The 18915-nt window shown below is 47.0% G+C and carries 17 protein-coding genes and 1 pseudogene; 15 read left to right on the top strand and 3 right to left on the bottom strand.

The features are described 5' to 3' along the window. Positions 1 to 2 precede the first annotated feature (2 nt). From fabD to DMI82_RS05185, 8 genes are all read left to right on the top strand, one after another. On the top strand, positions 3 to 923 hold the full coding sequence (fabD, locus tag DMI82_RS05150) for an ACP S-malonyltransferase (RefSeq protein ID WP_110102724.1): 921 nt from the start codon (positions 3 to 5) through the stop codon (positions 921 to 923). Positions 924 to 1039: 116 nt separating this feature from the next. Then, positions 1040 to 1780 (top strand): 3-oxoacyl-[acyl-carrier-protein] reductase, encoded by a 741-nt coding sequence (gene fabG / locus DMI82_RS05155; protein ID WP_110102725.1) that lies wholly within the window; start codon positions 1040 to 1042, stop codon positions 1778 to 1780. Positions 1781 to 1812: 32 nt separating this feature from the next. Next, complete coding sequence (gene fabF, locus DMI82_RS05160) at positions 1813 to 3054, top strand: beta-ketoacyl-ACP synthase II (protein WP_110102726.1); 1242 nt, start codon at positions 1813 to 1815, stop codon at positions 3052 to 3054. 4 nt (positions 3055 to 3058) lie between these two features. After that, positions 3059 to 3640, top strand: a complete 582-nt coding sequence (gene accB, locus DMI82_RS05165) for an acetyl-CoA carboxylase biotin carboxyl carrier protein (protein ID WP_110102727.1) — start codon at positions 3059 to 3061, stop codon at positions 3638 to 3640. Between the two features lie 105 nt (positions 3641 to 3745). Continuing rightward, positions 3746 to 4174, top strand: coding sequence for a 3-hydroxyacyl-ACP dehydratase FabZ (gene fabZ, locus DMI82_RS05170; RefSeq protein WP_015525544.1), 429 nt, complete (start codon positions 3746 to 3748; stop codon positions 4172 to 4174). Between the two features lie 9 nt (positions 4175 to 4183). Beyond that, positions 4184 to 5548 (top strand): acetyl-CoA carboxylase biotin carboxylase subunit, encoded by a 1365-nt coding sequence (locus DMI82_RS05175; protein WP_021652778.1) that lies wholly within the window; start codon positions 4184 to 4186, stop codon positions 5546 to 5548. Beyond that, positions 5538 to 7292, top strand: coding sequence for an acetyl-CoA carboxylase carboxyltransferase subunit alpha (locus DMI82_RS05180; RefSeq protein WP_110102728.1), 1755 nt, complete (start codon positions 5538 to 5540; stop codon positions 7290 to 7292). The genes DMI82_RS05175 and DMI82_RS05180 overlap by 11 nt, the downstream gene beginning before the upstream one ends. 135 nt (positions 7293 to 7427) lie before the next feature. Further along, positions 7428 to 7868, top strand: a complete 441-nt coding sequence (locus DMI82_RS05185; protein ID WP_022427168.1) for a MarR family winged helix-turn-helix transcriptional regulator — start codon at positions 7428 to 7430, stop codon at positions 7866 to 7868. A 141-nt stretch (positions 7869 to 8009) separates the two neighbouring features. Here the strand turns inward: DMI82_RS05185 and DMI82_RS05190 are convergent, their stop codons facing one another. Further along, the gene (locus DMI82_RS05190) at positions 8010 to 8288 is read right to left on the bottom strand and encodes a type II toxin-antitoxin system HicB family antitoxin (RefSeq protein ID WP_015525547.1); all 279 of its coding nucleotides are present in this window, start codon (positions 8286 to 8288) and stop codon (positions 8010 to 8012) included. A 453-nt stretch (positions 8289 to 8741) separates the two neighbouring features. On the opposite strand from DMI82_RS05190, the gene DMI82_RS05195 reads away from it, so the two are divergent. The 5 genes and pseudogenes from DMI82_RS05195 to DMI82_RS05215 all read left to right on the top strand — a co-directional run bounded on the left by DMI82_RS05195 (position 8742) and on the right by DMI82_RS05215 (position 13821). Further along, positions 8742 to 9185 carry an HD domain-containing protein gene (locus DMI82_RS05195; RefSeq protein ID WP_110102730.1) on the top strand — a complete coding sequence of 148 codons (444 nt, stop codon included), beginning with the start codon at positions 8742 to 8744 and terminating at the stop codon, positions 9183 to 9185. Between the two features lie 444 nt (positions 9186 to 9629). Further along, a pseudogene (locus tag DMI82_RS20645) lies at positions 9630 to 9932 on the top strand (helix-turn-helix transcriptional regulator); the annotation flags it as partial. Next, the gene (locus DMI82_RS05205; RefSeq protein WP_110102731.1) at positions 9929 to 10735 is read left to right on the top strand and encodes a DNA-3-methyladenine glycosylase family protein; all 807 of its coding nucleotides are present in this window, start codon (positions 9929 to 9931) and stop codon (positions 10733 to 10735) included. The pseudogene DMI82_RS20645 and the gene DMI82_RS05205, both read left to right, overlap by 4 nt. A gap of 19 nt (positions 10736 to 10754) precedes the next feature. Further along, positions 10755 to 12044 carry an alpha/beta hydrolase gene (locus DMI82_RS05210; RefSeq protein WP_330409202.1) on the top strand — a complete coding sequence of 430 codons (1290 nt, stop codon included), beginning with the start codon at positions 10755 to 10757 and terminating at the stop codon, positions 12042 to 12044. After that, a complete protein-coding gene (locus DMI82_RS05215; protein WP_110102732.1) occupies positions 12010 to 13821 on the top strand; it encodes a DUF6320 domain-containing protein in 1812 nt (603 codons plus the stop codon). The genes DMI82_RS05210 and DMI82_RS05215 overlap by 35 nt, the downstream gene beginning before the upstream one ends. A 209-nt stretch (positions 13822 to 14030) precedes the next feature. Here DMI82_RS05215 and DMI82_RS05220 read toward each other — a convergent pair whose 3' ends face one another. Then, positions 14031 to 14564 carry a DUF3877 family protein gene (locus DMI82_RS05220; RefSeq protein ID WP_110102733.1) on the bottom strand — a complete coding sequence of 178 codons (534 nt, stop codon included), beginning with the start codon at positions 14562 to 14564 and terminating at the stop codon, positions 14031 to 14033. Between the two features lie 47 nt (positions 14565 to 14611). Then, positions 14612 to 15247, bottom strand: coding sequence for an endonuclease III domain-containing protein (locus DMI82_RS05225; protein ID WP_022427162.1), 636 nt, complete (start codon positions 15245 to 15247; stop codon positions 14612 to 14614). A 257-nt stretch (positions 15248 to 15504) separates the two neighbouring features. Between DMI82_RS05225 and DMI82_RS05230 the strand changes: the two genes are divergently transcribed. Together DMI82_RS05230 and DMI82_RS05235 are read left to right on the top strand one after the other, a co-directional pair. Then, complete coding sequence (locus tag DMI82_RS05230) at positions 15505 to 17946, top strand: methyltransferase domain-containing protein (RefSeq protein ID WP_110102734.1); 2442 nt, start codon at positions 15505 to 15507, stop codon at positions 17944 to 17946. Between the two features lie 4 nt (positions 17947 to 17950). Continuing rightward, positions 17951 to 18868, top strand: a complete 918-nt coding sequence (locus DMI82_RS05235; RefSeq protein WP_110102735.1) for a LysR family transcriptional regulator — start codon at positions 17951 to 17953, stop codon at positions 18866 to 18868. Positions 18869 to 18915 lie beyond the last annotated feature (47 nt).

The raw sequence follows: 18915 nt of genomic DNA on the forward strand, positions 1-18915 counted from the left end.
AAATGGGAAAAACAGCATTCATCTTTCCGGGCCAGGGTGCACAGAAGGCCGGAATGGGAAAAGATTTTTATGAGAAATATGATACAGCAAAGGATGTTTTCGACTCTGCCGGTGAGTGGCTGGATTTGGATATGAAAGCACTTTGTTTTGAAGAAAATGACAGGCTTGACCTGACTGAATATACACAGGCTGCACTGGTCACCACCTGTCTTGCCATGGAGAAGGTGGTAGAGGAGATGGGACTTCACCCGGACGTAACTGCAGGATTAAGCCTTGGCGAGTACTGCGCTATTGAAGCAGCCGGCGGCATGGAACTGAAGGATGCTGTTACTACCGTGAGAAAAAGAGGAATCCTTATGGAGCAGGCAGTTCCGGCAGGTAAGGGAAGCATGGCAGCAGTTATGGGAATGGAGACAGAGAAGATCGAGGAAGTGCTTGCAGACATTGCAGATGTAAGTATTGCAAACTACAACTGTCCCGGCCAGATCGTGATCACAGGCCTTGCGGAAGCAGTTGCGGAAGCCTCTGAAAAGCTGAAGGCAGCCGGAGGAAGAAGAGTGATCCCGTTAAATGTCAGCGGACCGTTCCACTCCGCAATGCTTGCCACTGCAGGAAAAGAACTGGGAAAGGTTCTGGAGAGTGTCACACTTCATGAACTTAAAATCCCGTATGTGACAAACGTGACCGCAGAGTATGTGGAAGATCCGGAGGAAACAAAAGCACTTCTGGAAAAACAGATTTCTTCTTCCGTGCGCTGGCAGCAGAGTGTGGAAAATATGATCCGTCAGGGAGTGGACACATTTATTGAGATCGGACCGGGAAGAACCCTTGCCGGATTTATGAGAAAGATCGACAGAAATGTAAAAGTATATAACATCCAGACCGCAGAAGACGCAGAGAAGGTCTGCCGGGAACTGGTATAAATATTGGAAAAAACAGATAAAGAATCAAAAGTAAAGTTGGCATAGGGCAGCAGACAGAAATGCCAGGTAACAAATGCGGATCACGGACGACCGCATAACATCAGAAAGGAATTCATATGTCAGAGAAAAAAATCGCAGTCGTAACAGGCGGTGCACGTGGGATCGGGAAAGCCATCGCCCTGGAGCTTGCAAAAGCAGGAAACCTTGTAGTGATCAATTATAACGGCTCAGAAGAAAAAGCCCGGGAAACAAAAGCAGAGATCGAGGCAGCCGGCGGCCAGGCAGATATCCTGCAGTGCAATGTGGCAGATTTTGATGCATGTGAAGCTTTTTTCAAAGCTGTTGCAGAGAAATACGGACGTGTTGATATCCTGGTAAATAATGCCGGAGTTACGAAGGACGGACTTCTCATGAAAATGAGTGAGGAAGATTTTTCCAGAGTTGTTGACATCAATCTGAAAGGAACCTTCAACTGCATCCGTCATGTGTCCAGAATGATGCTGAAGCAGAGAAGCGGCCGGATCATCAGCCTTTCATCGGTGGTAGGCCTTCGTGGAAATGCAGGACAGGCCAATTATGCGGCATCCAAAGCCGGGATCATCGGTCTTACAAAATCCGCTGCAAAGGAGCTGGCATCCAGAGGAATCACGGTCAACGCCATTGCACCGGGATTTATCAAAACAGACATGACGGACGTGCTTTCTGACAAAGTAAAAGAAAATATTGCGGCATCTATCCCCATGGGAAGCATGGGAACAGCAGAAGACGTGGCAAAGGCAGCCGCATTTCTGGCATCAGACGGTGCACGTTACATCACAGGACAGGTACTTCGCGTAGACGGCGGAATGGCAATGTAAAGGAGGCTCCCCGGAGTCAGGAGGATAGATTGATGAAAAGACGAGTAGTAGTAACAGGACTTGGAGCAGTAACACCGATCGGAAATGATGTGGAAAGCTTCTGGAACGGAGTAAAAGAAGGAAAGGTGGGGATCGGACCGATCACCCGTTTTGATACGACAGGATACAAGGCAACGCTGGCAGCAGAGCTTAAAGATTTTGTGGCAAAGGATCGCATGGACCCGAGAACTGCAAGAAGAATGGAGCCTTTTTCCCAGTATGCTGTAGCAGCTGCACTGGAAGCCATGGAAAATTCCGGGCTTAAGATGGAAGAGGAAGATCCTTACATGGTAGGCGTTATCATCGGCTCCGGTGTGGGAAGCCTTCAGGCTACCGAGACCAATGAGAAGAAGCTTATGGAAAAAGGTCCTTCAAGAGTGGATCCGCTTCTTGTTCCGAAGATGATCACAAACATGGCAGCCGGAAATGTTTCTATCGCTACCGGTGCAAAGGGAAAATGTACCAACGTGGTAACAGCATGTGCGACAGGAACACATTGCATCGGAGATGCTTTTCGTGCCATTCAGTATGGTGATGCAGATGTAATGCTTGCCGGTGGTACAGAGGGAGCTGTCTGCCCTATCGGTATCGCAGGCTTTGCAAGCCTTACTGCACTGAGCACAAGTGAGGATCCGCTGCGTGCATCCATTCCGTTTGATAAAGACAGAGGCGGTTTTGTTATGGGCGAGGGTGCAGGTGTGGTTGTTCTGGAAGAGCTTGAGCATGCCAAAAAGAGAAATGCCAATATCCTGGCAGAGGTTGTGGGATACGGTGCAACTGCAGATGCTTTCCATATCACATCTCCGGCCGAGGACGGAAGCGGCGCCGCACGTGCTATGGAAAATGCCATGAAGGAAGCAGGTGTTGTACCGGCGCAGGTAGATTATATCAATGCACACGGAACCGGAACACATCACAATGATCTGTTTGAAACAAGAGCTATCAAGCTTGCGTTTAAGGACGCTGCCAAGGATGTAAAGATCAATTCCACAAAATCCATGGTGGGCCATCTTCTTGGCGCAGCAGGAGCTGTTGAGTTTATCGTATGCGTAAAATCCATTCTGGACGGATTTATCCATCAGACAGTGGGAACAACAGAAACAGAGGAGGAGCTTGATCTGAACTATATGATCGGCGCTCCGGCAAAACAGGAAGTTCGTTATGCAATGAGCAATTCCCTTGGATTTGGAGGACACAACGGAACATTGCTTGTAAAGAAGTATGAGGAGGACTGAAGCTATGGAATTTAACCAGATTCTTGAACTGATCGATCACGTATCTGCATCAGAGCTTACTGCCTTTACATATGAGACAGCAGATCTGACCTTAAGTATGGAGCATGGAAAGCCACAGATCATCCAGGGGGTTATGGGAGAAACTGTGGAAAACATTCCGGCAGTAGGAATGACCGGTGGAAAAGTCCGCAGGGCAGTGAATACAGCACCGGTGGCAGGCAAAGATCCTGTGGTACCGGCTTCAACAGATGAAATGGCAGTGACAGTGACAGGAAAAACTGTGGCAGAAGCACAGGGAGTGAAAGGTACTGAGCAGTCGGAAACCGTACCACAGAGTGAGGAAGATCAGACAGGCAGCCTGGTAACATCTCCGCTGGTAGGAACCTTCTATGCTGCACCGTCCCAGGATCTTCCGCCTTACGTTCAGGTGGGAGACAAGGTAAAAAAAGGCCAGGTTCTTGCAATCGTGGAAGCTATGAAGCTGATGAATGAGATCGAAAGTGATTTTGACGGCGAGATCGCAGAGATCTATGTGGAGAACGGACAGCCGGTAGAATACGGTCAGAAGCTTTTCCGTATCCGATAAGTACCTTCAGATCAGAATCAGAGAATAAGAGAGAGTATTCCGGGGAAAAAGAATGCAGATCATGTGATCGGTGGTTTTCTCCGGGATTTTACAGGAGGACAGAGAATGAAGCATCTTGATGTAAAACAGATCGAGGAGATCATTCCACACAGACATCCGTTTCTGCTTGTGGACTATATTGAAGATTATGAGCCGGGTGAATTTGCTGTCGGATATAAATGTGTGACCTTCCGCGAGGATTTTTTCCGGGGACATTTTCCCCAGGAGCCGGTAATGCCGGGTGTTCTGATGGTAGAAGCGCTGGCACAGGTGGGGGCGGTAGCCATTCTTTCCCTGGAGGATATGAAGGGAAAAACCGCTTATTTCGGAGGCATCAATAAGTGTAAATTCCGCAGAAAGGTAGCTCCGGGAGACAAGCTCCGTCTTGAAACAAAGATCATCCGCAGAAAGGGTCCTGTAGGCATTGGTTCTGCAGTGGCATCTGTGGATGGAGAGGTTGCCGTAGAGGCAGAGCTTACATTTATGATCGGGTAAGGTGATTGTATGATTCGAAAGTTACTGATCGCCAACAGAGGCGAGATCGCGGTGCGTATTATCCGTGCCTGCAGAGAAATGGGAATTGCCACAGTGGCGGTTTATTCTGAGGCAGATGAGGAAAGCCTTCACACACAGCTGGCGGACGAAGCAATCTGTATCGGACCGGGGCCATCTGCACAGAGTTATCTGAATATGGAACAGATCATCAGCGCAACCATGGTTTCCGGTGCGGATGCCATTCATCCGGGATTTGGCTTTCTTTCTGAAAATGCCAGATTTGCGGAGCTCTGTGAAAAATGCGGGATCACATTTGTGGGTCCGCCATCAAAGGTCATCCGCATGCTTGGCAACAAAAAAATTGCAAGAAGCACTATGATCGCAGCTGGTGTTCCGGTAGTTCCGGGCAGCGAAGGGGATGTGGAGGATATTGAAACCGGTCTTAAGGAAGCCGAGAGAATCGGTTATCCGGTGATCATCAAGGCAGCTCTTGGCGGCGGCGGAAAAGGCATGCGTGTGGCAAATACACCGGAGGAATTTCCGGAAGCCTATGCAACTGCCAGAAAAGAGTCTGAGATCGCTTTTGGCGACGGTACTATGTATATTGAACATTTCGTGGTAAATCCGAGACATATTGAGTTTCAGATCCTTGCAGACAGCTTCGGAAATGTGATCCATCTGGGAGAGCGTGACTGCTCCATCCAGAGGAATCATCAGAAGATGATCGAGGAATCTCCAAGTGCTGCAGTTTCTTCGGAATTAAGAGAAAAAATGGGTCATGCGGCGGTGACGGCGGCGAAAGCAGCCGGTTATGTAAATGCGGGAACGATCGAATTCCTTCTGGAACCGGATGGAAAATTCTGGTTTATGGAAATGAATACAAGGATCCAGGTGGAGCATCCGGTGACAGAGTGGGTGACAGGGATCGATCTTGTAAAGGAGCAGCTGAAGATCGCTTCCGGAATGCCTCTTGAGATTGCTCAGGAGGATGTCCGGATCCAGGGACACGCCATTGAGTGCAGGATCAATGCTGAAAATCCTCAGAAAAATTTTCGTCCTTCGCCGGGAACTATCCAGGGAGCGCATTTTCCGGGAGGAAACGGGATCCGTGTGGATACCTGTGTGTATAACGGCTGTAAGATCCCGCCTTATTATGATTCCATGCTTGCGAAGCTGATCGTTCATGCAGGTAACCGGAAAGAAGCCATTGCAAAAATGCAGAGCGCTCTTGGTGAGGTGATCATTGACGGAATCGATACAAATATTGACTATCAGTACGAAATCCTGAAAGATGAGGATTATCAGTCCGGAAACTTTGACACTGGCTTTCTTGCCAGCCATATCATTGCGGGAGTGAAGATCAATGAGAATTAAGCACATGTTCAAAAAAACAGTCAGGGATATCCGGGGTGAGGAACAGGAAAACACTCCGGAGGTGCCGAATAACCTGATGCGTAAATGCAACGCCTGCAAAGCGGCGGTTTTTGTAGACGAGGTAAAGCAGAATCAATACATCTGTCCCCACTGCGGAAATTATTTCCATGTACCCGCTTACCGTCGAATCAAAATGATCGCAGACAGAAAGAGCTTTGTGGAGTGGGATGCTCACATGGAAGAACAGAATCCCCTTCAGTACAGAGGCTATGAAGAAAAGCTTCAGGGGCTTCGTGAAAAGACAGGGCTTGATGAGGCTGTAGTTACCGGAAAGTGTACTATAAAAGGGATACCTGTGGCACTTGGTGTCTGTGACTGCCGTTTCATGATGTCCAGTATGGGAGAAGTCGTGGGAGAAAAGATCACCCGGGCTTTTGAACGTGCCACAGAGGAGAAACTGCCGGTAATCCTCTATATCTGTTCCGGCGGTGCCAGAATGCAGGAGGGCCTGGTATCTCTGATGCAGATGGCAAAAACCAGTATGGCAATTCGGAAGCACAGCGATGCCGGACTTCTCTATGTGCCGGTCCTCACAGATCCGACAACAGGCGGTGTGACTGCAAGCTTTGCCATGCTGGGAGATATTATCCTGGCAGAGCCGAAAGCGCTGATCGGTTTTGCTGGTCCCAGAGTGATCGAACAGACCATCGGGCAAAAGCTTCCCAAAGGCTTCCAGAGAGCTGAATTTCTTCTGGAACACGGCTTTGTGGACAAGATCGTAAAGCGTGAGGAGCAGAGGATCGTATTGGCAGATATTCTGAGATTGCATCAAAATAAAGTCCTGAATAATGTACAGTCCGATAATACAGACATTAAAAACAGGCTCAATCCTGACAATAAGGAATCAATGGAAACTGTTGAGGAAGATAATACGATCTGGCCGGACTTCGCCCCATCCGGAGATTTCACTCCCTGGGAACATGTCCAGCTTGCCAGAGCCAAAACACGCCCTACAGGAAAGGATTACATCGAAGCACTTTTTGACGATTTCATGGAATTTCACGGAGACCGTCACTGTGGTGATGATCCGGCAGTGATCGGTGGTGTGGCACTTTTCCACGGACAGCCGGTAACTGTTCTTGCACAGGAAAAAGGAGAGGGTACAAAGGAAAACATTGTCCGGAATTTCGGAATGGTTTCTCCGGAGGGGTACTGGAAATCCCTGCGTCTGATGCAGCAGGCAGAGAAATTTCACCGTCCGGTGATCTGTCTTGTAGATACACCAGGTGCATTCTGCGGGTTAGAAGCAGAGGAACGTGGACAGGGTGAAGCCATTGCTAAAAATCTCTATACACTGGCAGGTCTCACAGTGCCGGTGCTTTCCGTTGTGATCGGTGAAGGTGGAAGCGGAGGTGCCCTTGCCCTGGCTGTGGCAGATGAGGTATGGATGCTGGAGCATTCCGTTTATTCCATCCTGTCCCCGGAGGGCTTTGCCTCCATTCTCTGGAAAGACAGCAAAAAGGCGAAGGAAGCAGCAGCAGTGATGAAGCTCACAGCTGCAGACCTTTACCAGATGGGGATGATCGAGCATGTGATCCCGGAAGCAGAGCCTGTAAGCCGTGAGAACATAAATGATATTGCAGGTTATCTGGAAAACGGAATTGCGGATTTTCTTGAGAAATATGGCGAAGAAGAGTCGGAGAAGCTTCTGGAACATCGCTATGAACGTTTCCGGAAAATGTAGAAGCAATAAGTGCAGTGATTTTGTATCCCGCAAAGTAAAAATCCAGTGGAAAAAATGCCATATTTATGTTACGATGGCTTCATAAACAGAGAACCGGAGAAGCCTTTTTACTCCGGAGAAACAGGAGCGGGTAGAGTGGACAATCGGGAAGTTATAAATGACGTGCTGGTGAATCTGTTCAATGAGATCCTCCGACTGGAGGAGGAAGCCATCATCACAGATAAATATAAAGATATTTCCAACAATGATATGCACATTATCGAGGCTGTAGGTCTTGGAGGAGGGAACATGTCCTCCATTGCAGCTAAGCTTAAGATCACTGTAGGCTCCCTCACAACATCTATGAACAGTCTTGTAAAAAAAGGCTATGTGAAGAGAGAACGAAGTGAGAAGGACCGGCGTGTGGTATTTATCCAGCTTACAAATAAGGGACGTATGGCATATCATCATCATGCGGAGTTTCACAGGCAGATGACAGAAGCGGTGATCGCAGAGCTGAATGAGAATGAGACAGAAGTGCTGGTAAAAGCACTGGACGGACTGCGTAAATTTTTCAGACAGTATCATGAACAATAAAGAAACGTATAATAAAAGCATCCGGATCGGTAATAAAGGACAATTACCGATCCGGATGCTTTTTGCATAACAGGCATTTTCAACACGGACATTTATTGAAAATAATATTAAATGTCGCCTTTGTTTTTGTGATATGAGAGTTTATTCGTCCCAGCCATCCTGGAAGCGGATATTTACAGAGATATTGCGGACAACGTCTCCCTCCTGAAGCTCCAGATCGCTCTCATCGGAAACCGGAGGAAGCTTTCCCTCAAATTCCATAAGCTCTGTGTAGATCCAGTCGTATGCAGCTGCATTGGCATTTTCGATGGCATCATCCAGCGTGTCACCGTTGGCTTCACAGCAGGCAAGATCCGGGAAAAAAGCATTGTATTTTTTGTCCTCTGTGGGACGGAAAACTGCGGGATATATAAATTTCATAGGTAAGATTCCTTTCTTTTTTAAAATGAAGTGACCCGTGTAATACCACGAATATGAATAGTTTTACCTGACCAAAATAAGTATATACCAATTTCAGAATGAGGGCAAGCGAGTTCATGACCGAACGAAAGATCCAAATAAGGTCACTGTTCACTCCGTTCTCAGTAACACGCTTCGCGATGCACAGAATTTATGCTGATCGCATAAATTCGCGCGGTATGTCTCGGGTTTTCTGTGACCTTCGCTCACAAAAAACACCTCGCGGAACATTACCAGTGAAAAGTAACAAGAACAGCAGAGTTTTGAGGATATTATAATCAGAAAATTGTCGTATATAAGTAAAAATGATAGATATATAAAACTTTTTATCCTTGTATGTAGGAAATATAGATGCTATACTGTGTAATACAGAGTATGAACGGGGGTTCGAAAGACCTGACGGGGGGCACAGCTATGATTTATACAGCTTTGACGAAAAAAGCTATGAAGGTGGCATACGAGGCACATCATGGACAGACAGATCGAAGCGGGACACCTTATATCTTTCATCCATTTCATGTAGCGGAGCAAATGGATGATGAACTCAGTGTATGTACGGCACTTCTGCACGATGTGATAGAAGATACAGAGATCACATTTGAGGATCTTACCGGAGAATTTCCGGAAGAGGTTGTGGAGGCGTTACGTTGTCTTACAAGAGATAAGAATATGAATTATTTTGATTATATCCGGAATCTTCGGAAAAATCCGATCGCAAAAAAAGTGAAGCAGGCTGATCTGCTCCACAATTCTGATGTAACACGTCTTTCTGACTGCGAAAATATGTCTGCTGAACAGATATCACGGCTGCATGGAAGATATAAACGGGCTTTGGAGATACTTCATGATGCCAGGTGATATTATTTTCGCACAAGTCATTTATTGATCCTTATTCAGTTTTTTCATGCGCATGGTCCACACAAAATATCCGTGACCTCAGATATTATTGTGGATCTTCTTAGCGGAAGTATGGATTTCTTGCATTGATCTCCATGTAGCATTTGATCGCATATTTGATAAATTCTATGATTTTTTTCATTTTGTTTTCCTCCTCTTTTCTTTAACTTACAAATGCATTATAATAAACTCTCGGAAATATTACGTGCCAAAAACACAGAAAAAGTAGTCAAATATTGCGGAGAGAAAAATCTATGTTTCCAGTATACGAAGAAAAAAAGAAGAATCTCCATATTCATCTGCGGACCTCAGCCCATGCTTCACCCCATCTTCATAACTCCATAGAGTTTATCTATATCACAGAGGGAACTCTGGAGCTTGGTATGGGACAGGAGCTTTCTCATATGGAAGAGGGAGATGTCTCTGGATCGGATGGCCAGAGATCTGGGCATCAGCAGGTTCGCATTGTCCAGAGTTTTTTCCGGAACCTTTCACCGGAATTTCAATCAGTTTCTCAATGAGCAGCGACTGAATTATGTGACGATCCATCTGGAATGTAGTGATGAAAGTATTACGGATATCTGTATGAATGCGGGATTTGAAAGTCAGAGGACTTTTAACCGGGTATTCCGGGAACGGTACCGGATGACACCAAGAGAATACAGGACATTATATAAGGAAAAATATTTACGAGAGGAACAGACATGATCACAGTAGAACTGGAACATTTCAGCCTTGATAAAATATGCGATTCCGGACAGTGTTTCCGGATGAAAAAGCTTGGAGACGGACATTTTTCCATGATGGCGGGAGACCAGTATCTGGAAATGCATCAGAAAGACGGAGTGGTGGATTTTTGCTGCTCTCAGGAGGAGTTTATCTGTTACTGGGTGCTTTATTTTGATCTGGATACGGATTATGAAGCTTACATGAATGCGGCTAATTCACGGGATAAATATCTGGGTGCCGCAATAAAGGCAGGAGACGGGATACGGATATTAAGACAGGATCTCTGGGAAATGATCGTTACGTTTCTGATATCTCAGCAGAACAATATCAAGCGTATCCGCAAATGTATCGAAACCATCTGCCGGAAATACGGAGAGCGAAAAATTTCATCTGCAGGTGTGGAATACTACGCTTTTCCGACTGTAGAGGCGCTGAGTCAGGCAACGGAAGAGGAGTTAAGAGGATGCGGCCTGGGATACCGGGCAAAATATATCGCAGTAACGGCCAGGACCATTGCATCCGGCCAGATCTCTCTGGAAAAAATCTATAATATGCGTTACCATCAGGCAAAGAAGGAGCTGATGAAGCTCTGTGGTGTGGGAGAAAAGGTAGCTGAGTGTATCTGCCTGTTTGCACTGCATCATATGGATGCATTTCCCATAGATACCCACATCCGTCAGGTCATGGACGTGCATTACAAAAGAGGATTTCCCAACCGCAGATACAGAGGAATGCGTGGGATCATGCAGCAGTATATTTTTTACTATGACTTGTACTCATAGACTGCGGATGCTATCATAGGTGAAAATAAAGGAAAAATCCACGGAGGAAAAAGTAATCAGAAAATATTTACTGCGATTGAGACAACCACGTATAAAAAAGAAAGAAAACAGATATTATATCCGGGGCTATAAGGGAACGGAAGTGATCATCCGTACAGATCATGAGATTCTGAAGAGGATTGCCTACAGACGTACCTGCGTGAAACAAGTCTGCATTCCTGGAAGATATGGAACAGAAACAAAATATATCTATACAAGAAAAGAAAACAGAAGAAGCCGCCCGGTCATAGTTCCGGGCATTCCGACCGGGAGAGAAACTGCTATGCCACGTGCCGTGCGGACAGTGCTCCATGCTCTTTCCTATGGCGGGATCGAAGTGGAGGCTTCCAGAAAGCTGGCAGATCTTAAGAAGATGGATCCTATGAGGATCTTTTACAGGACACTGGATGCGGAAGTTTATAACGGAGACTATAAAGTGCCGATCCGTCTGTTTTTTCCAACAGAAGAGGACATGGAAAACGGTGCCGCCTCCGGAAAAAAACCACCGGTGATCCTGTTTTTCCATGGTGGTGGCTGGGTTACGGAAAGTGTAGAGAATTATCAGCGGGTTTGTGCCAGAATGGCACAGTCTACCGGTCAGATCGTGGCGTCTGTTGAATACAGGCTGGCACCGGAATACCGTTTCCCGGTGGGACTGATGGATTGTTATGCAGCTGCGAAGATTTTTTACACCAATCGTTTTCTTCTGAATACGGATCCGGATCGTATCACCATTATGGGAGATAGTGCAGGCGGAAATCTGGCAGCGGCTGTATGTATGATGGCCAGAGACCGCGGAGAATTTTTTCCGAAAAAACAGATCCTTATTTATCCGGCACTGAACAACTGTTATACGGAAGACTCTCCCTTTGAATCCGTAAAAACAAACGGAACCGGCTATCTTCTCACAGCAGAGAAGATGGAAGATTATCTGAAACTCTATGAGAGTTGTCCGGAAGACAGGAGGAATCCATATTTTGCGCCGATCCTGGAGAAGGATCTTCGAAATATGCCGGATACACTGATACTTACCGCTGAGTTCGATCCTCTTCGAGATGAAGGAGAGGCATTTGGTGAAAAGCTGAAGGAAGCGGGAAATCGTGTGGAAGTGCACAGGATCGCAGGTGCGTTTCATGGGTATTTTGCACTGGGAATCAAATTTCTGCATGTGCAGGAGAGCTTTGCATATGTAAATTGTTTTCTGGAAACAGAGGAACAGGAAGAAGGAAAGCATCATGAAGAACGAATATGCACAGTGGAGAAAACTTGACAATGCGGCGCTGGCGTTCCCGGCGGTGACAGGAAAGAATGACACCAGGGTATTTCGTTTTTACTGTGAACTGAAAGAAGAGATAAAAGAAGAAACACTGCAGGAAGCCCTGGAGAGGACACTGGAAAAATATCCTCTTTTCCGTGCAGTTTTAAGAAAGGGACTGTTCTGGTTTTATCTGGAGAGACGTGATATTCCGGCAGTGGTAAAGAAAGAAGCAGGGGCACCCTGCAGCGGACTTTATATTCCGGACAAAAAAACGCTTCTTTTTCGGGTGAGCTATTATAAGAACAGGATCAATTTCGAGGTGTTTCATGCGCTGACGGATGGAACGGGAGCCATGCATTTTCTGATGGAACTGGTGAAAAATTATCTTCAGGAGACGCACCCATCCGCAGAGCTCCCGGAGCTTTTTCCGGATGAGAACATTACGGGCAGGGATATGGAGGAGGACAGTTTTTCTCAGTATTATTCCTCCGATGCGCCAAGAAAGAGAGAGTCCAAGAAGCCTGCCTTCCAGCTAAAAGGTGAGAAGCTCAGGCAGGAGGATATGAGTATCACGGAAGTCTGTATTCCGGTAAAAGAGATCCACGCCCGTGCAAAAGCGGCCGGTGTGTCGATCACGGTTTTTCTTACGGCAACACTTATCTGGGCGATCCATGAAGAAGTGCCTCAGAATCAGGCGAAAAAGCCCATTGGTCTGATGATCCCGGTAAATTTGAGAAATTATTTTCCATCCCGGTCTATGGCAAATTTTTTCGGATGGATTGAGATCAGCTGTTATTTTCAGTCTGATACAGCCTTTGAGGATATTTTGAAATCCGTAAAGGAGCAGTTTGCAAAGGAACTGAGTAAGGACGTGATCGAAGCAAAGCTGAATGATCTGGTAAGCCTGGAGAAGAATCCGATCCTGCGTCTGGTACCACTGGAGATCAAAACCCCGTTTCTTCTTGCCGGGACAACTCTGGGAGGAAGGTCAATCACGGCGATCTATTCCAATGTGGGGATCATCCGGATGCCGGAGGAATATCGGAAATATATTCAGAGATTCGGACTTTTTGCAAGCACGGATAGTCTGCAGCTGTGTTCCTGTTCTTTTGGAGATGAGATGGTTTTAAGTTTTACGTCCAAGATCCCCAATGGAAATATTGAGCGGAATTTTGTGGAGAGACTGAAAAATGAGCAGGTGTCCTGTACAATTCGGGAGAATGATCTTCCGGGACAGAAAGAGGAGCAGAAGCAGCAGATGAAGATTTTTGAAAGCTTTACATTTCTGTGTATTGTGCTGGCTGTGGTATGTAATCTGATCAATTATCTGCTGGATGGTCATATAGGCTGGGCCTGGTTTGTGACTGCAGGGGCGTTCTGCACCTGGCTGATGGTTTCAGTGGCTTATGTGAAGCGGAGGAATCTCCTAAAGAATGAGATGTGGCAGCTGGTGATCGCAGCTGTTGCAGGAGTGCTTTGGGATGTGTTTACTGGCTGGCGTGGCTGGTCTGTGGATTATCTGCTTCCTCTGGCTGCGCTTGCTGTGATCTGCTCCATGTGGGTGATCACTGCGGTACAGAAGCTGGAGGTGGCGGAGTATATGATCTATCTTCTGGAAGCAGGAGCTTTCGGAGGAGTGATTCCTGTGATCCTGTTGGTTGCCGGTGTGGTGACGGTGCTGTATCCGTCGCTGATCTGCATATGCGTCAGTTTCCTGATGCTGGTATGGCTGTTTCTGTTTAAGAGGAAAGATATGGTGCGGGAGATGCAGAAGAAGTTCCGGGCATAGAAAATAAAAACAACCGTCGATCTGCAGAGGATTTTTTGAACGCAGATCGCGAAGCGACTGCGTTCATGAGCAAGTAGCGAAGCGGATTGCGAATGTCCGCTTTACGATCTGTCTGCAGACCGGCGGTTTTTTAATCAAATCCAGGAAATCTCCTGCAGGGTTGCGAAAAGCAATAAGCAGTGGGTGGAAACTTGTCCGGTGTTCTAAGATCAGAATCCGAAATCTTCATAGTCCTCCGGTGTAAACTTATGATAGATCATATGCTCACCCTCCAGGGACAGACAATACCGGTAGTCATCTGGGATCCCGTCTTCGAAATATACAAGATAATCAAATCCGGTTCCGGTTGTTTTTTCTACGTGTACATGGTCAGAATAAGCATGAAAAACGTCCATCACTTCATCCAGAGTACAGCCATGACGGGCAACTGTGCCTATAAAGCGTACCAGAAATTCACTTGGCTTTCGGTTTTCGTGAACGTAGTCCGAGGCCTGAGGCGGCAGGGTGATGCAGAAACGTCCGTTTTTGGAAGAAGCCGTTACTTTTCCAAGACGGTCACAGGCATAATCTGAGAATTTTTCCATTGCATGCTGCATTTCTTCTTCCGTAAGCTCTGTGCCAAGAAGGCGGTTCAGAGACTGCAGCGGATAATAAAAACGGGTAACTCCGCTCATGTATCCGATCTTTACCTGTTGTTCCTGGATCATATCCAGGAGATTATTTTCCAGTTTTTTGAAATTCATTATGTTTTTCCTTTCCGGGGTCTGAAGGTTTATTGAACTGCATACATTCAAATCCCATTTTTTTCGCAGATATCATTGAGACAGCAGCGGTCACAGTAAGGTTTTGTCCGCGCTGTACAGACTTCTCTTCCATGATTGACAAGACGGTGGCAGAGATCATTGCCTTCTTCCGGAGGGATGATCTTCCAGAGAGCCATTTCCACCTTTTTCGGATCCTTCATGTCATGGACAAGGCCGATGCGGTTGGAAAGGCGGATACAGTGAGTATCTGTTACAATGGCAGGCTTGCCGAATACGTCACCCATGATCAGGTTTGCGCTTTTTCGGCCCACACCGGGAAGCTTCAGAAGTGCGTTAAAGTCTTCCGGTACCTTGTCGTGATACTGTTCGTGGAGAATGCGCATACAGGCGCTGATATCCCGGGCTTTGCTTTTTCCAAGGCCGCAGGGACGTACAATGGCTTCGATCGCTTCCGGCTCTGCAGCTGCCAGGGCTGCCACATCCGGGTATTTTGCATAGAGATCCTGAACTACTACATTGACCCGGGCATCGGTGCACTGAGCTGCCAGACGGACACTTACAAGAAGCTTCCAGGCATCATCATAATCCAGTGTACAGTCTGCATCAGGATATTCCTTTTTTAAACGGCTGATAACTTCATAGGCCAGTTCCTGTGTTGTCATTTGTATATGAACCATCCTTTCAATTTCGGTTATATTACTGAACTACTACAGCCAGGATGATACCACAGCATTCGGAGAATTACAAGGTGGACAGGAGTACGGAAGCAGTGTTTGGCATTCGGAAATTTTATCGGCAGAGCAATGTGGGGAATCCCCCCCAGGGGCTTGTTAATACCCTGACAATTTGGTACATTAAACGTGACCTGTGGGGGGACCTGATTTCCCTCACGTGAATAGAAAAGTGCGGAGGAATCAACGTGGAAAAACTTCTCGATGAAATCGAATCTTACTGGAGCACCCGTACAGAAGGGTACTCCGAAGTGAATCATAAAGAGCTTGCAGGAACGCAGAAAAACGCATGGCTTAAGGTGCTGACCAGTCAGTTTCCGGACAAGCCCAAGGAAGAGATCCGTATCCTGGATATCGGAACAGGCCCCGGATTTTTTCCTGTGATCCTGGCAGAAGCCGGATATCATGTAGATGCAGTAGATTATACGGAAGGAATGCTGGAAAAGGCAAAGGAAAATGCGGGAGATCTTTGCCGGAACATCCGTTTTTGGAGGATGGATGCACAGAAGCTGGATTTTGAGGATAATACCTTTGACGTAGTCATTTCACGAAATCTTACCTGGAATCTGGAGCATCCTGATGTTGCTTACAGAGAGTGGGTCCGTGTACTGAAGGCAGGAGGAAGGCTTCTGAATTTTGATGCCAACTGGTACGGCTATCTTTATGAGGAAGAGCAGCGTAAGGCCTACGAAAACGACCGGAAAAATGTGGAAAACAACAGCCTGGATGATCACTATCTCTGTACGGATATTGAGCGCATGGAACGGATTGCCCTCCAGGTACCGCTGTCAAAGATCAGCCGTCCCCGTTGGGATGTAAAAACTCTCAGAGAAGCAGGACTTCTTGGAATCCGCACAGACACAGAAATATGGAAAACGGTCTGGAGTGAGGAAGAAAGACTGAATTATCAGTCCACACCGATGTTTATGGTAACCGGTGTGAAACCGGATCATTTCCTGAATCTTCCGGTTGCGGCAGGAGAAAAAACAGAAGGCTTTCTTGAGCTCGGAGATGGAGAATTTGTCCTTCCGGCAACCATCATCCGTGGAAAAGATCCGGGAAAAACCGTTCTCGTCACAGCAGGTCTTCATGCAGGAGAGTATGTGGGAATCCAGACTCTGATCGAGCTGTCGAAGCGGCTGAAGCCGGAAAAGGTAAAGGGCCAGCTGGTTCTGGTAAAGGTGCTGAACCGGGAAGACTTTGAGAAGCGTGCAGGCAGCATCAGTTGGGAAGACGGAAAAAATCTGAACCGTGTTTTCCCGGGCAAAAAGGACGGAACAAAAATGGAACGTCTGGCGGCAGCTATCACAGAATCCCTGATCCGGAAGGCGGATTATTATATCGATCTTCACGGTGGTGACGATTATGAGGAGCTGACTCCGTATGTATATTTTGCAGGCGTGGCAAAGCCGGAGATCGTGGAAGCCTCCCGAAAAATGGCAGAGCAGGTTGATGTCCCATATATGGTACAGTCAAATGTGAGTACAGGCGGCGCCTATAATTATGCGGCAAGTACCTGCGATATTCCGGCTGTGCTTCTGGAAAGGGGATGTATGGGAACCTGGCAGCGGGAGGAAGTGGATTCCATGCGCCGGGATGTGCGGAATATTCTCTGCAGCATTGGGGCCTACAGAGGAATCCGCTCCCACAGCACCTATTATCCTCTGAAGATGGATGACGTACGTTACCAGTGTGCCAGTGTCAACGGTCTCTGGTACCCGGTCAAGAAACCAGGCGATATCGTTCATCAGGATGAGTATCTCGGAGAAATCCGTGATTATGAGGGAAATGTCCAGGAAATCTGTCGCGCAGACATGGATGGTGTGATCCTTTATCAGGTATCAAGCCTTCAGGTTGTGGAAGGCGGCCCTGTGATCACTTACGGAAATATCGTAAGAGAAAAAGACGAGCGGAAAACAAGGATCGCTCAGTACTGGACCAGGCGCAGCGACAGCTTTCTGGAACAGAGAAGAGCAGAGCTTCACAGTGCACTTGCAGGCCGCTGGATGGCTGAGCTTAAGAAGTATCTGCCGGAGAAAAAGAATCTCAGGATCCTGGATGTAGGCTGCGGAACCGGATTTTTTACCATTCTTCTTGCAAAGGAAGGCCATCAGGTAACCGGGATCGATCTGACGCCGGATATGATCACTCATGCAAAGGAGCTGGCTGAGGAAGAAAAAGCAGACTGCCGGTTTATGGTGATGGATGCAGAAGCTCCGGATTTTCCGGATGAGGAATTTGACGTGATCGTATCCCGGAATCTTACCTGGACACTTCCGGACGCGGAGCATGCTTATCAGGAATGGTTCCGCGTACTGAAACCGGGCGGAGTGATGATAAATCTGGATGCAAATTACGGGGCAGCAGACTTTGCGGACACTGCGGATCTTCCGGAGAATCATGCCCATCATCAGATCCAGGATGAACTGATGCAGGAATGTGAGGATATTAAGCGGCAGTTGCCTATCAGCTCTTTTCTGCGTCCGGCCTGGGATCTGGAAACGCTGAGCCGTACAGGTGTGGAAGAATTTTCCTTTGATCTTGGTATCAGCAAACGTATTTATACAGAAAAAGACAAGTTTTATAATCCGACCCCGATGTTTTTGATCTTTGCGAAGAAAACGAGGTAGGAGCATGCTGAATATCAAACAGATCCAGTATTTTGCGGCCTGTGTCAAAACAGGCTCCTTCAGCCAGGCTGCAGAGCTGCTTTTTACCACGCAGTCAAATGTAAGCAAGGTGATCCGTTCCATGGAAGACGATATGCGTACTCAGCTGTTTGTCCGTCATACAAAGGGCATAGAGCTGACACCGGAAGGAGAACGTGCATATATCCATGTGCAGAGGATCCTGGAAAATATAGATGAACTGGAAATGCAGGCACAGCCACTTGCAAAAAGCAGCCTGTGTGTATGCTTTCATCCCAGCTCCTGGTTTGCGGATACCTTCGTAACGTATTATGAAGCACATAAGTGCGATGATCTTCATTATCAGGTTTACGCAGCAGATACTCATGAGATCATAAAACGTGTAAAAGCCAGACAGGACGATATGGGATTCGCCTATGTGATGCAGAATCAGCTGGCAGCGTTCCAGTATTTTCTTTCCCGGAATTACCTGGAATTTGAGCTGCTGACGGAAACCGAGGTAAATATTTATACCGGGAAAGGGAAAGCAGATACGGCAGATGAGGAAGATTTTAATATGTCCCAGCTCAGGCTGATCCAGAGATTTCCCGATGAATTTTCCCCGGATAATTACCGGAATCTTGTAGAGGAAAACGGTCATTCCGCAGTGGAGGCAGAGACTGTAGTCGTAACAAACAGTGATTATATCGTGGAACGTCTTCTTGGTTCCGGAGAGCTGTGTAATATCAGTGGTGCGGATCTTTCCGGCCGTGATCCGGGATATTCCTCCGTGAAATATACATTTCCGGGAGAAGGCCAGAAACTTGTTTACGGGTGCATCTGCCGGAGAGGTGAAGAGCTCAGTGAACAGGGAAAGGATTTTCTGGGATTCGTGAAGGAAAGACTTCAGATTTCCGGGAAGTGATAAAAGAATAAAGCAAAAGACCAGACGGGATTTTTCTGCACAGGACA

Source organism: Blautia sp. BCRC 81119 (assembly GCF_003184505.1).
Classification (GTDB): Bacteria; Bacillota; Clostridia; order Lachnospirales; family Lachnospiraceae; genus Blautia_A; species Blautia_A fusiformis.

What these genes read in the sequence shown, in the direction of transcription:
- fabF (WP_110102726.1), top strand. Translation starts at nt 1,813, where the DNA reads ATGAAAAGACGAGTAGTAGTAACAGGACTTGGAGCAGTAACACCGATC.
- fabZ (WP_015525544.1), top strand. Translation starts at nt 3,746, where the DNA reads ATGAAGCATCTTGATGTAAAACAGATCGAGGAGATCATTCCACACAGA.
- DMI82_RS05175 (WP_021652778.1), top strand. Translation starts at nt 4,184, where the DNA reads ATGATTCGAAAGTTACTGATCGCCAACAGAGGCGAGATCGCGGTGCGT.
- DMI82_RS05225 (WP_022427162.1), bottom strand. Translation starts at nt 15,247, where the DNA reads ATGACAACACAGGAACTGGCCTATGAAGTTATCAGCCGTTTAAAAAAG.
- accB (WP_110102727.1), top strand. Translation starts at nt 3,059, where the DNA reads ATGGAATTTAACCAGATTCTTGAACTGATCGATCACGTATCTGCATCA.
- fabG (WP_110102725.1), top strand. Translation starts at nt 1,040, where the DNA reads ATGTCAGAGAAAAAAATCGCAGTCGTAACAGGCGGTGCACGTGGGATC.
- DMI82_RS05190 (WP_015525547.1), bottom strand. Translation starts at nt 8,288, where the DNA reads ATGAAATTTATATATCCCGCAGTTTTCCGTCCCACAGAGGACAAAAAA.
- fabD (WP_110102724.1), top strand. Translation starts at nt 3, where the DNA reads ATGGGAAAAACAGCATTCATCTTTCCGGGCCAGGGTGCACAGAAGGCC.
- DMI82_RS05235 (WP_110102735.1), top strand. Translation starts at nt 17,951, where the DNA reads ATGCTGAATATCAAACAGATCCAGTATTTTGCGGCCTGTGTCAAAACA.
- DMI82_RS05180 (WP_110102728.1), top strand. Translation starts at nt 5,538, where the DNA reads ATGAGAATTAAGCACATGTTCAAAAAAACAGTCAGGGATATCCGGGGT.
- DMI82_RS05215 (WP_110102732.1), top strand. Translation starts at nt 12,010, where the DNA reads ATGAAGAACGAATATGCACAGTGGAGAAAACTTGACAATGCGGCGCTG.
- DMI82_RS05205 (WP_110102731.1), top strand. Translation starts at nt 9,929, where the DNA reads ATGATCACAGTAGAACTGGAACATTTCAGCCTTGATAAAATATGCGAT.
- DMI82_RS05195 (WP_110102730.1), top strand. Translation starts at nt 8,742, where the DNA reads ATGATTTATACAGCTTTGACGAAAAAAGCTATGAAGGTGGCATACGAG.
- DMI82_RS05220 (WP_110102733.1), bottom strand. Translation starts at nt 14,564, where the DNA reads ATGAATTTCAAAAAACTGGAAAATAATCTCCTGGATATGATCCAGGAA.